The organism is Paenibacillus sp. FSL H8-0317, from assembly GCF_045040685.1.
Classification (GTDB): Bacteria; Bacillota; Bacilli; order Paenibacillales; family Paenibacillaceae; genus Paenibacillus.
Map to the genome: position 1 here is coordinate 3,095,364 of NZ_CP150294.1, position 13,172 is coordinate 3,108,535.

Annotated in this window: 10 protein-coding genes; 9 read left to right on the forward strand and 1 reads right to left on the reverse strand. The window is 45.2% G+C overall.

Annotated features, from left to right (window positions below):
* Positions 1-33 precede the first annotated feature (33 nt).
* On the forward strand, positions 34-1,002 hold the full coding sequence (locus MHB43_RS14035; RefSeq protein ID WP_405132162.1) for a D-2-hydroxyacid dehydrogenase family protein: 969 nt from the start codon (positions 34-36) through the stop codon (positions 1,000-1,002).
* 176 nt (positions 1,003-1,178) lie between these two features.
* On the opposite strand, the gene MHB43_RS14040 is transcribed toward MHB43_RS14035, so the two are convergent.
* Complete coding sequence (locus MHB43_RS14040) at positions 1,179-2,216, reverse strand: LacI family DNA-binding transcriptional regulator (RefSeq protein WP_017688801.1); 1,038 nt, start codon at positions 2,214-2,216, stop codon at positions 1,179-1,181.
* 387 nt (positions 2,217-2,603) lie between these two features.
* Between MHB43_RS14040 and MHB43_RS14045 the strand changes: the two genes are divergently transcribed.
* From MHB43_RS14045 to MHB43_RS14080, 8 genes are all read left to right on the forward strand, one after another.
* Positions 2,604-3,653, forward strand: coding sequence for a 2,3-butanediol dehydrogenase (locus MHB43_RS14045; RefSeq protein ID WP_405132163.1), 1,050 nt, complete (start codon positions 2,604-2,606; stop codon positions 3,651-3,653).
* 181 nt (positions 3,654-3,834) lie between these two features.
* Positions 3,835-5,148 carry a hypothetical protein gene (locus MHB43_RS14050; protein WP_405132164.1) on the forward strand — a complete coding sequence of 438 codons (1,314 nt, stop codon included), beginning with the start codon at positions 3,835-3,837 and terminating at the stop codon, positions 5,146-5,148.
* 332 nt (positions 5,149-5,480) lie between these two features.
* Entirely contained in the window at positions 5,481-6,584 is a 1,104-nt protein-coding gene (locus MHB43_RS14055) for an NADH:flavin oxidoreductase (RefSeq protein WP_405132165.1), read from the forward strand.
* 397 nt (positions 6,585-6,981) lie between these two features.
* Positions 6,982-8,322: a beta-N-acetylhexosaminidase gene (gene nagZ / locus MHB43_RS14060; RefSeq protein ID WP_405132166.1), complete on the forward strand. Its 1,341-nt coding sequence runs from the start codon at positions 6,982-6,984 to the stop codon at positions 8,320-8,322.
* A gap of 41 nt (positions 8,323-8,363) precedes the next feature.
* Entirely contained in the window at positions 8,364-9,068 is a 705-nt protein-coding gene (locus MHB43_RS14065; protein ID WP_405132167.1) for a response regulator, read from the forward strand.
* Entirely contained in the window at positions 9,065-10,048 is a 984-nt protein-coding gene (locus MHB43_RS14070; RefSeq protein WP_405132168.1) for a sensor histidine kinase, read from the forward strand. Before MHB43_RS14065 ends, MHB43_RS14070 begins: the two co-directional genes overlap by 4 nt.
* 313 nt (positions 10,049-10,361) lie before the next feature.
* Positions 10,362-11,132, forward strand: a complete 771-nt coding sequence (locus tag MHB43_RS14075) for an ABC transporter ATP-binding protein (protein ID WP_036608600.1) — start codon at positions 10,362-10,364, stop codon at positions 11,130-11,132.
* Positions 11,107-13,065 (forward strand): ABC transporter permease, encoded by a 1,959-nt coding sequence (locus MHB43_RS14080; protein ID WP_405132169.1) that lies wholly within the window; start codon positions 11,107-11,109, stop codon positions 13,063-13,065. The genes MHB43_RS14075 and MHB43_RS14080 overlap by 26 nt, the downstream gene beginning before the upstream one ends.
* Positions 13,066-13,172: the final 107 nt, after the last annotated feature.

Below are 13,172 nucleotides of genomic sequence, written 5' to 3' on the forward strand. Positions count from 1 at the left end.
TAAGAATGGAGCAAATATAGGAGGAGATCAGAAATGAATACGAAGTTGCGCTGTGCCGTTTTGGATGACTATCAGAACGTTGCGCTGACGTCGGCGGACTGGAGTTCGTTGATGGATCAGGTGGAGATTCAGACATTCAACAACTATATGGGCTCTGAAGATAAAGTCATTCAAGAATTGCAGGATTTCGATATTGTGGTGCTGATGCGGGAGCGTACACCGTTTCCGGAGAAGGTCATTTCACAGCTTCCTAAGCTAAAACTTCTGATTACAAGTGGTATGCGCAATGCGTCGATAGATCTCAAGGCTGCAGAGAAGAACGGGATTATTGTGTGTGGAACCGAGGGAAGCTCTAATCCGCCCACGGAGCTTACATGGGCACTGATTCTGGGGCTGTCCAGACAACTGGTTACGGAAAATAATGCACTTCGCTCCAATCGAAACTGGCAGAGCACTGTAGGGTTGGATTTGCATGGGAGAACACTTGGATTGATCGGTTTGGGCAAAATAGGTACTCGCATGGCTGAGATCGCACAAGCATTCGGCATGAATGTGATGGCCTGGAGCGAGAATCTAACACAAGAGAAAGCCGAAAAACATGGTGTAACTTGGTCCGAGACCAAGGAGCAATTGCTTGCACAGAGCGACATTGTATCTATACATCTGGTATTAAGTGATCGTACGCGGAATCTGATCGGACAAGCCGAATTTCAACTAATGAAATCGAGTGCGCTACTCATCAATACGTCGCGAGCGGGCATTGTTGATCAGGAAGCCATGGTGGAGGCATTGCAGAGTGGTGTGATTGCTGGTGCAGGTCTGGATGTATATGAACAGGAACCGCTACCAGTTAACCATGTGATGCGAACATTACCCAACGTCCTGGCAACACCGCATCTGGGTTATGTGACTCGTGGCAATTATGAGATCTATTATAATCATACCGTAGAGAATATAGCGATGTTCCTGAAGGGAACGCCGATCAGGCAACTGCTTTCTTAAAATGAACGTATGCGGAGTATGACTCTGCTATAGTTATATAGAATCAACGACAAATAAGGTGCTGCCAGGAAAGAGTTAGACCTGAGCAACACCTTTTTAGTATATCTGTGTAGAAAACAAATGAAGGGACGGATGTAAAACACATCCTATCCTGCTGAGCCATCCACTCACCAAATTTAACTGTGTGGTCCTCGCTGGGAAGAATGAATCATAGCAACGCTTGATTCACGAACGATTAAGCGTGGTTCAAATTGGATGTGTTCGTAATCGGTCGTATTCATCTCCCGAATTCGTTTTAACAACAGCTCGGTAGCAAGTCTGGCGACTTCTTCGCCCATTATGGAGACGGAACTAATCTGAGGAGACGTGACGGTCGTCCATTGATTGTTATCCACACCCACAACAGCCACATCTTCAGGTACACGAACCCCTAACTCCTTGAACCGATTAACCAATCCGATGGCAACCATATCATTAATGGCATAGACCGCATCTGGCATATGCGTAAGTCCGTAGAAATAATCTGCAGCATTGGCACCTGTATTTAATGAAAAGTCCTCACCAAAGTAGACGAGAGAAATGTCCACGTGACCTACGGCTTGCTCATACGCACGAAAGCGTTCTTCAATAATGTCCTTCGGTGCTCCTGCATAAGCGATTCGAGTCCGGCCGATTTTGAACAGATGTTCCATCACCAATTTGCCTTCGGGTTGAGAAAGAGAGACGATATCTGCCTTCATGCCAGGTTCCAGTTTTTTGCCGTAATTAATCATCGAGATAGGGAGCGGCGCCTTATCAATCAGTCCGGGTAACGTTTTGGGGTACGCCAGAGGCATGAAAATCAGTCCGTCCACATGCAATTTTTTGACATTACGAATGGTTTCAAGCTCCGTTCTGGCATTGCCTGCCGTATTGATCTGCACGACATGGTACCCATGCTGCTTCGCCGTTTGTTCTACAGACCAGGAGATTTCCGGAATGATGGCGTTTCGTATGTCGGGTACAACAAGAGCGATCTGGTGCGTTTGCCGGATTTTCAGACTCTGTGCCGAGGTGTTGGGTACAAACCCCAGTTCTTCAATGGCCTGCATCACCTTATCCCGTGTTTTACTGCTGATGCCTTCTGAATTGTTGATGGCCCGGGATACGGTAGCGATGCCCACGCCGGCACGCTCTGCAACATCCTTGATCGTAAGTTTCTGTTCTTTCCTCAATGTACAGTTACCTCACTTTATCGGAAACGATTCCGAATTATTAGAAATATGTATGAACTTCACGATAGTTATATAACTTGATTATAACATTTGAACAATGAAGTATCCCATGAAAGGGCCAGATTTATGGCGAGGCCTGATTAAATTTCAATGGGACTACAATATTATTTGCCATAATATATGTTAATAACAAGGATTACATCGTTTGTAATACCGCTAAGATGACTTGAATTATAGTATAAGCATTCTTTATGTGAACTCGAGATGATCACGAAATAGACATATTAGTGGAGAAATATGTTTGACAGCGTATCTAAAATGTGACATATTTAACTTACGGAAACGTTTCCGATTATATCAAAACTTATGATCTGGGAGATGAAATGAATGAAAGCATTACGTTGGCATGGAGTCAAAGATTTACGTCTCGAAAATATTAATGAACCTCACCCTGAAGAAGGGAAGGTCAAAATAAAAGTGGAATGGTGCGGTATCTGCGGCAGTGATTTGCACGAGTACACAGCAGGTCCAATCTTCATTCCCGCTCAAGCACCGCATCCGCTAACAGGGGAACAAGCGCCTATAGTTATGGGGCATGAATTCTCAGGACAGGTGGTTGAAGTAGGGGAAGGCGTTACACGTTTCAAGGCAGGTGATCGTGTTGTGGTAGAACCCATCTATGCATGTGGACACTGCGAAGCTTGTAAACAGGGCAGATATAATCTGTGCGATCAGATGGGTTTCCTTGGACTCGCTGGAGGCGGAGGAGGATTCTCCGAGTATGTAACTGCTGCAGAAAACATGGTACATGCCATTCCGGATTCAATTTCGTATGAGCAAGGTGCGTTGGTTGAACCTTCAGCTGTAGCACTTCACGCTGTGCGTCAAAGCAAGCTGAAAGTGGGAGATACGGCAGCCGTGTATGGTGCAGGCCCAATCGGACTACTGGTCATTGAAGCGCTTAAAGCTTCGGGAGCGTCGGATATTTATGTGGTGGAGTTATCGGATGAACGGAAAGCAAAAGCCGAAGAGCTCGGTGCCATTGTGATTGACCCAATGCAGTTTAATGTCGTGGAAGAGATCCATCAGCGTACACAAGGTGGCGTTAACGTAGCCTATGAAGTAACCGGTGTTCCACGTGTTCTACAACAAGCCATCGATTCAACACGTATTGGTGGAGAGTTGATGATCGTCAGTATTTTTGAACAGGAAGCGCCGATTCACCCGAACTCAATTGTCATGAAAGAACGTACAGTTAATGGCATTATTGGTTATCGCGATGTTTTCCCGGCGGTTATCAGTCTGATGGATAAAGGTTTCTTCCCGGCTGACAAGCTGGTGACCAAACGAATTTCGTTGGATGAAGTGGTAGAGCATGGATTTGAAGCACTGTTGAAAGAGAAAAATCAGGTTAAGATATTGGTAAAAGCTGAATAGAAATCACAGACAGTAAGAAAAAGTAGACAGCACATCAACAGATGTGATTGTCTACTTTTTTTGTATAAATAGGGCGGAATTTGTTGCATGTACAGGTAGTTTTACATAGTATGAAAAGATACAAAATGTATCATCTTGGTGTGAAGGTAATGATGATGAAAAAATGAAGGAGGAAGCGGACATGCAGAGACATACAAAATGGACAGCCGTAATTTTGACCATTGTCGCAGGAATGAGCTGGATGCTTATGGGAAACTCCAAGCCGAAAAACACCACCTCAACAAGTCAACCCCCTGCGACGGAACGTAGGCTTGCCAAGGTGTCGAATGCACCGATCAGTTCAGCGGATGTAACATCGAAGATCGAACTGCTAGGCAGACCTTTTACCAAAACACCATATGCTAATAACGTCTGGGACATGCAACTGTACAACGGCAAAATATATTTGGGCCACGGAAATAGCAGCAATCTGGGCGTAGCTCCAAATTCAGGCCCTATCCCAGTCATTTATTATGATACAGCGAATGCAAAATTTAAGACCCAGTCGGTGACTAACAGCAACCCGGGCATCTTGCCATCAACGAAGATGTATGTGGATGAGGAACAGATTGATATCTACAGAGTATTAAACGACAAGTTATATATTCCTGGCAATGATTCCGATAGTGAACAGTGGGAACTGGGTAACTTCTATCGTCTAGATGGAGATGTGTGGACCAAATATCGCAATCTGCCGTTGGGTGTACACGTATACGATTTGGCATCTTATCAGGGCAAGATGTTTGCCGCGCTGGGGACAGATTCCAAACCAACAATATTAATCTCTCATAATGAAGGTGAAACTTGGCAGAAATATGCGACCATTAATACGTTTGGTTTCCGGGCCTATACCATGTTCCATCTTAATGGCAAGTTATATGCATCTGGCATGATGTATCCTGCCAATAAAATATGGAATGACAAAACTAATATTCTGGAGATTAACGAAAAGCTTGAGAAACGGGATGTTGTCATTTATGGCAGCAAAATGCTGCCTGGACTAACCTATCAAATGGGCACGATTCCTTATAATAAAATAGGCAAAAATGTTAACTTCAATAACAAGTTGCTCTATATAGCGGGAGGCGTGTTCAATGATGGGCAGCTGCTGCCCAAATCTTTGAATGTCATGACCGACATTAATCAGGCAAGGCGAGTTAATCTCCCAGATGCCAAGGCACTCCCAACCGATGTGCTGTTGCGTGATGGCAAGGTGTATGTGCTTACGTACACTCGCCAAAGTGCCAATCTGTATATCAATCGGGTCTACCAATCCACGGATCTGACCACATGGAATGAGATTTTACGTTTTAACCAGGACACCTATGCCAAGTCTTTCGAAGAGAACGAGGGTGACTTCTACTTTGGTCTGGGTACTGATCCGGATGTGTTATCGACTTCATCAGGGAAATTGCTTCGAGTGAACCGGAGTGATATCCCCATGAATGCTAATTAAATCGGAAGGAAGATTATGGATTATATACTATGCTACATCCACATTATTGGTGACCGGGAAAATACTTTAAGATGTAGTAGAGTGTATGTCAGACTGCTTCCGTAGTGTGATCAAACAGAGGCTGCCGTAAGGTAGCTTTCTTTTTTTCTATAAGATTACTTTGAACGCCCAACTTCGAAAATTTGTAAATAAAATTAAGAAACTATAAAATGGATAGAGAAATAATCCTAAACCAGTCAACTGGATTACACGTGTTACAATATACAAAAGCATGTCGCATTTCATGTGGATGCGGAGTTCCATACTTCCAATTGCAAAGGAGCAATGTACTTATGAACGTACCTTCAGCTTTATTCAAACCTTTCACCTCGGACAAGCTAACATTGTCTAATCGAATCGTTATGGCACCCATGACTCGCGGATTCTCACCAGAGGGCGTACCTGGACCAGAAGTTGCTGAATACTATCGTCGCAGAGCAGCAGGTGGAGTGGGACTCATCATAACAGAAGGTACAGGCATTAATCATCCATCTTCGGTTAGTGGAGCGAGTATTCCATTATTCCATGGAGAAGATTCGTTGCAAGGATGGGCTAATGTTGTGAAAGCAGTACATGAAGCGGGTGGCAAAATCATGCCACAATTGTGGCATGTGGGTACAGCACGTCGTTCCGGTGACTTGCCTAACGCAGAAGCTGAGCCTGTAAGTCCGTCAGGGGTTAGCATGGCAGGTGAACCATCAAGTGAACCATTAACGGAAGAGGAGATTCAAGGTCTTGTACAGGCATATGCCCAAGCGGCAGCGGATGCACAGCGAATCGGGTTTGACGGCATTGAACTTCACGGAGCCCATGGATACCTGATCGACCAATTCTTCTGGGAGCAGACGAATCGACGGACCGACAATTATGGTGGTGATTTGGTACGACGAACCCAATTTGCAGTTGAAGTGATTAAAGCTTGTCGTGCGGCGGTTGGCCCTGATTTCCCAATTGTGCTCCGGTTTTCCCAATGGAAGATGGGGAATTATGAGGCACGTCTGGTGGAGACGCCAGAACAATTGGAGCAATTCTTGGCCCCACTCAGTGCTGCTGGCGTGGATATATTCCATTGTTCTACACGCCGGTTCTGGTTACCCGAATTCGAAGGATCTGAGCTGAATCTTGCGGGTTGGACGCAAAAAATAACGGGTAAACCAGCTATTTCCGTTGGATCGGTAGGACTTGAAGCTGAATTTGTAGACAGAGCAACCGAGAACCAGGGAACAGGGGATGCCCATCTGGATCTATTAAATGAGAAGCTGGGGAACAATGAATTTGACCTAATCGCCTTGGGTCGTGTTCTGCTTAGTGATCCCGAATGGCCTGCCAAAGTTCGTGAAGGTCGCATATCCGAAATTATTCCATTTACAACGGAAGTGTTGCAAACACTCCATTAATAGAAGCCTAAGAACGTTTGGTGCAAGGTGAATCAACGCTAAACGGCAACGATTTACAACGAAAAGTAAAACAAAAACGAACAAATAGGCCGCCTTTGGGCGGCTTTTTGATTTGCTTATACTAATAATTTCAACATATGAAAAATTCACAATAGAAAATCGTTTTCTGCACCGTTACTCCTTTTTATACTCCACATACATCGCACACGCGCCTAGTCACAACAGCATTAAGTTCCACATCTCAGGTTCTATAGCAACCATTTTTTTGCTGCATATATGTCAGCACAACGATTCAATCCTCAGAAGCGCTCATTTTGAAAATCATTCACCTTGTGATAAGGTTAGGCCTGAACCTTTAGATTACCAAGATGACATTACATAAGGAGGATGAATATCCTTGCACAACTATAGGTACAACTCGAACAATAAACGAAGAATACCACTGCAGATGATGTGTCTTCTGCTGGGGATCGTTCTGCTTTTATCGGCATGTGGCCAAGCACAGAAACCTTCCTCCGCAACGGACTCGAATACCGGATCGAACGCTGGCTCCAACTCAGGGCAATCTTCTTCATCGCCGGAGCAGAATACCGCTCCACCGCAGGAAGAAGTACCAGAGGAACCGCAAGAAGAAGTCGATCCGGTGCAGGAGCAGCTTAGTTCATTAACGTTAGAAGAGAAGATTGGACAGATGATACTGGCCGGTGTTCAAGGGACAACGTTGGATGATCAAGCCAAACAGATGATTACGAATCAAAAGGTAGGGGGCATTATTTTCTATGCCAACAATGTATCAACACTCGAGGGAACAGCCAAGTTTGTGAAGTCCGTCAAGGAAGCGAATCAGTCCAACCCGGTACCGATCTTCATGAGTGTGGATCAGGAGGGCGGCAAAGTGAGTCGTATGCCGGACACGGTGGAATCCATTCCTTCCAGTAGAAAAGTAGGCGAGACAAAAGATAGTGCGCTTGCTGAAACGATGGGCGAATTGTTGGCGAGACAAGTTCAGCTTGCGGGTTTTAATGTGGACTTTGCTCCTGTGCTGGATGTGAATAGTAACCCGAAGAACCCGGTGATTGGAGATCGTTCATTTGGCAGCTCGGCAGAACTGGTGTCACGTATGGGGATTGCAGAGATGAAGGGACTACGTAGTGAAGGCATTATTCCGGTAGTGAAACATTTTCCGGGTCATGGTGATACGTCCGTGGACTCCCATCTCGATCTTCCTGTCGTGAATAAAACGGAAAAACAACTGGCCAAACTTGAATGGATTCCATTCCAGGCCGCAGTGAAGGAGCAGGTAGAGGCGGTGATGGTTGCACACATTTTGTTCCCGAAGCTGGACCCGGATCATCCAGCCTCCTTATCGGATGTCATTATTGGTGAACATCTGCGCAGGAAATTCAACTATGACGGTGTGGTCATCACAGATGACCTGAGTATGGGTGCAATCGCGAAGAACTTCAAGTTGGACCAGGCAGCCCTAGCAACTGTTAAAGCAGGAAGTGACATTCTGTTGGTCGCTCACAGTTATGAGAGTGCCAAGACGATTTTTGATACGCTAATGAGTGCAGTGAAGTCAGGCAAGATCACCGAGTCCCGAATTGATGAAAGTGTATATCGTATCCTGGCTTTGAAGCAACAATACAAGTTATCGGATAATCAGAAAGCTTCCGGAGACCTGAAGCAATTGAATGCAGATATTGTGGATTGGCGTAAGCAAATCGATGCTAGATAATAAATCCTGTGTTATGATTTTGCCAGAGGTGAGATCCAATAATGTATACCATTATGATAATAGAAGACGATCCCAAGATTGCGGGATTATTGAAATCTCATATTGAGCGTTATGGAGACCGGGCCGTTCTGGTCGAGGATTTTGAGATGATTGTGCAACAGTTTGAGCAGGTACAGCCACATGTGGTACTTCTGGATATCAACTTGCCCAGTTACGATGGTTTCTATTGGTGTCGCCAGATTCGTACACTGTCCACATGCCCCATTTTGTTTATCTCCGCGCGGAGTGGGAAGATGGATCAGGTCATGGCACTGGAGAACGGGGCGGATGATTATATCACGAAGCCATTTGAGCATGAGATTGTTATAGCGAAAATTCGCAGTCAGCTGCGCCGGGTATATGGGGACTATGCTGCACGTGACGAAGAACGCAAGGTGGAACTGGACGGCTTGGTCGTGTACTTGGAAAGGCTGGAGATTCAGCTTGGTGATCGCAAAGTACAGCTGACAAAGAAGGAAACGATTCTGCTGGAAACGTTGCTGCGCCGCAGTCCCAAGCTGGTGAGCAGAGAGACTATCTTGGAGAAGCTGTGGGATGACTCTTTTGTGGATGACAACACACTCAGTGTTAACGTTACTCGGGTGCGTAAACGATTAGCTGAGCTTGGTATTACGGATGCACTGGAAACGGTCAGAGGTTCGGGTTACCGATTGAACAATACCTGGAAGGCCTTTTCACCATCATGAGATTGTTTATACGAGAACATCTTGCTTTAACGTGCTGGGTTGTTGCCATCTTGTTCACCGTTGTTGCGGTGTTCTGGTTTGACGGTTATAACGATTGGATCACGGCTGCTTATGCCGTAGCGTTGGGATTATTTTTGTACGTTGGATATTTGGTGTATCGATATTATTCACATCGCTCCTTTTATACCCGGATGTCACGATCGATGGATTCGCTGAAGGAATTTGTACCATTGAACGAAACAAGTCCATTATCACTGGCGCTGGAGAAGCTGCTGGATTCTCAATACGGACAGTATCATGCTCATCTCCATCGGCTGGAACAACGGCAGCAAGAATATCTGACATTCTTGAACCAGTGGGTCCATCAGATGAAGACACCTTTATCCGTCATCGAGTTGACCGTGGAAGGTCAGGAAGATGATGATCCTCGGCTTGTAAGCATTCGAGAGGAAGCGGACCAGATGAGACGGGGATTGGAGACTGTGCTGTATGTAGCGCGGTTGGATACCTTCGAACAGGATTTCAGTGTGGAACCTGTGATACTGAAGACCGCTGGGGAAGAAGCGATCCATGAGCTCAAGCGATTCTTTATTCGAAATCACGTCTATCCAGAGATGCATATAGAACCTTCGCTGGTTGTACAATCCGATGCCAAGTGGATTCGGTTTGTCCTGGTACAGTTACTGTCGAACGCAATCAAGTACTCCGCGGGCAACGGGCAGAAGATCTATGTGCGTGCATATGAAGCGGAACGCTCTATCATGTTGGAAGTGCAGGATCAGGGCATCGGGATTCCGAAGTCTGATCTAAACCGGGTATTCCAACCTTTCTTCACCGGGGAGAACGGGCGGCATTTCAAAGAGTCCACAGGCATGGGGCTGTATATTGCCAAAGAAGTGTTAACACGGATGAATCATCGGATTGATCTTGAATCTGTGTACGGCGAAGGAACGACTGTCCGAATTACATTCAACTCTTGAAGTGACAGGTTGAAGATAAGATTGGGACGTGAGGTCTGTATTTTTGTTGAAGAAGTGTGAGTGGAGTATATATTACAGTGTAAGTTGTAAGTATAGACGTCTATTGCCTGATCGGGGCGAAGGCGTCTTTTTGATTTTCATGATGCAACCTTACAACATTGTCATGTTGGTGAAAGGTTAAACCATAGGAGAATGGCCAAAACTTCGATAGACTGTAGTCAGAAGAGTACAGGAAAGGCCACGCACAATACACATGCACACAGCATGAATGTAACTTGATTTTGAATTCATACATCACTAAGGAGTTGTAACCATGGAGATTTGTTCTGTGAAACAGATCAGTAAAATCTACAAAGGCATCGTATCTTATGAAGCTTTATCAGGTATTGACCTCAGTATTCAGGAAGGTGAGTTTGTTGGCATCATGGGACCATCGGGTAGTGGCAAAACAACGCTGCTGAACATGATCTCAACCATTGATCATCCAACTTCAGGCGAACTGCGGATTGCAGGGAAGAATCCGTTTGAATTGAATCAGGACGAACTCGCGCTGTTCCGGCGCAAAGAGCTTGGATTCGTTTTTCAATCGTTCAATCTGTTAAATACCCTGACAGTCAAGGAAAACATTGTGCTGCCACTGACTCTTGACGGTGTTTCGCTAGCAGAGATGAACACACGTGTCGAACAGCTGGCAAGCAAGCTGGGGATCGAGGGTATTCTGAACAAACGGACATATGAGATATCAGGAGGACAGGCACAGCGTACGGCCATTGCCAGAGCGCTTATCCATTCCCCGAAGCTGATTCTGGCCGATGAGCCAACAGGCAACCTGGATTCGAAGGCGGCAAGAGATGTCATGGAGATTCTCGAAACTCGCAATCAAGAGGATCAGGCTACGATGCTGCTGGTCACTCATGATGCAGTAGCTGCAAGTTATTGCAGTCGGGTTGTCTTTATCAAGGATGGCAAACTGTATAATGAAATTCACTACGGCGATAATCGCGCAGCCTTTTACCAGAAGATTATTAATGTATTATCCCTAATGGGAGGTTCAGGACATGAATTTTCGCCAGTTCGCCATTAATAACGTTGTTCGCAACAAACGAATTTATCTGGCTCATTTTCTGAGCAGTACATTTTCCGTCATGATCTTTTTTACTTATGCATTGCTCTTGTTCCATCCTGATCTGAAAGCGGGGTTAAAAGGTTCAAGTGGTACGGTTACGTTGCTTGCGAATCAGGGGTTTATGATTGCAGAGATCATTATATTCATCTTTTCATTCCTGTTCCTGCTCTATTCTGTTGGTTCATTTCTGAAGACGCGCAAGAAGGAATTTGGTATTTTCCTGATCATAGGCATGACACGTAAACAGATGAACAGACTTCTGTTTATGGAGAACATGTGTATCGGATTAGCTTCCATCATTACCGGGATCGGACTCGGAATTATTTTCGGCAAATTGATTCTGCTGATCTGTGGCTCCATGCTGGCTGTTGAGAACAGCCTTCGATTCTATTTTCCGCTAAAAAGCATTGCCCTGACGGCAGGTGCATTTCTGCTGCTGTTTGTTGTGATCGCGATGTCATCATCCTTGCTCATCCGCAAAGGAACGCTCATTGACCTTGTGAAATCAGAGGAGAAACCGAAACCGGAACCCAAAGCATCACGTCTGCTCGCCTTGTTATCGGTATTGTTAATTGGCGGGGGTTATGCAGGAGTATTCACTTTTGTATGGATAAGCTTCTCCTTTCCGTTATTACTCGCAAGTGTCGTGGTTGTTATTGCAGGTACGTACTTCCTGTTCACACAGCTCAGTGTATACATCATTCGGGCACTGAAAAGAAATCCAAGGTTGTTTTTCCGTAAAACCAATCTGCTCTTCCTATCTGAACTTACCTATCGAATGAAAGATAACGCCATCATGTTTTTCATGGTAAGTATCATCTCGGCTTCTTCATTTACGGGAATTGGCACCATGCTTGCTATTGCTGACCCGGGGTTGTCGTCCATGTCGAATCCGTACGCATTCAGTTATATGAATAACTGGGATACTCCCAACTCCGAGCGACATATTCGGCAGATTGAAGAAACGTTGATTGATAATCAAGTTCCCTACGTGAAGGGCAGTTATGCTCCTATAGGTGAAAATAATAATGGGAAGATTATCAAACTGAGTGATTATAACCGTCTTGCGAAGGCACTGGGGTATGAAGAACGTACGTTGAAACAAATCGATGAGTCATTTATGACACCAAGCAATTTGGCGATGCGCAAGGAGTACCGTGAACAGGTTGAAAAAGGAGTCTCGGGAGGAAAGGTCAATCTGGAGGTTGATAATCAGCACGTACCTGTCCAGCTATCGACACCTGGTACCGATATTGTAATTCCTTTTCAATATGAAATTTATCTCTACGTCGTAACCGACGAATTATTTAATAAGATGAGACCTGCGTACAACGAGGAAGTTGGCATGCCTGAAGGTTTCTATTCGAGTCGAACGATACAATTTATCGTGAAAGATTGGATGGGTACACGCAGCTTTGCTCCTGAATTGATCAAATCCATTCAAGATGATCATTCCGAAAAAGGTTATTACGAGGTCAGCGCGCTTGTGGTGGATTGGCTTAATTCCAAGCAGACCAATGGCATCATTCTAATTTTGAGCGGCCTGATCGGCATTGTTTTCTTCACCTTTGCAGCAAGTTTCACGTATTTCAGACTTTACGCAGATCTAGAACGGGATGAAGCGCAGTATCGCATGATTGGCAAAATGGGACTGAGTCGTCCCGAACTCCGTAAGATCGTAACAAGGCAGCTATTGCTTATGTTCTTCCTGCCGATTCTGGTGGCGGTCATCCACAGTTCGGTTGCCTTTGTGGCGTTGCAGCAACTGGTTGATTTCTCGGTCTTTGGATACAGCCTGCGCATCTTCTTGGTATTTGCTTCCATGCAGATTTTGTATTTTGCACTCGTGCGCTGGCGGTATCTGCGTCACATGTATTCCAAATTAGTCTAAAATAGCATGGCCCAACAGACACCGGACTGATCGCTCGGTGTCTGTTGACTTTTCTAGCTAAGGCACAGTACTATTTCATTAGATACAGAATGTATCATTACATAGTT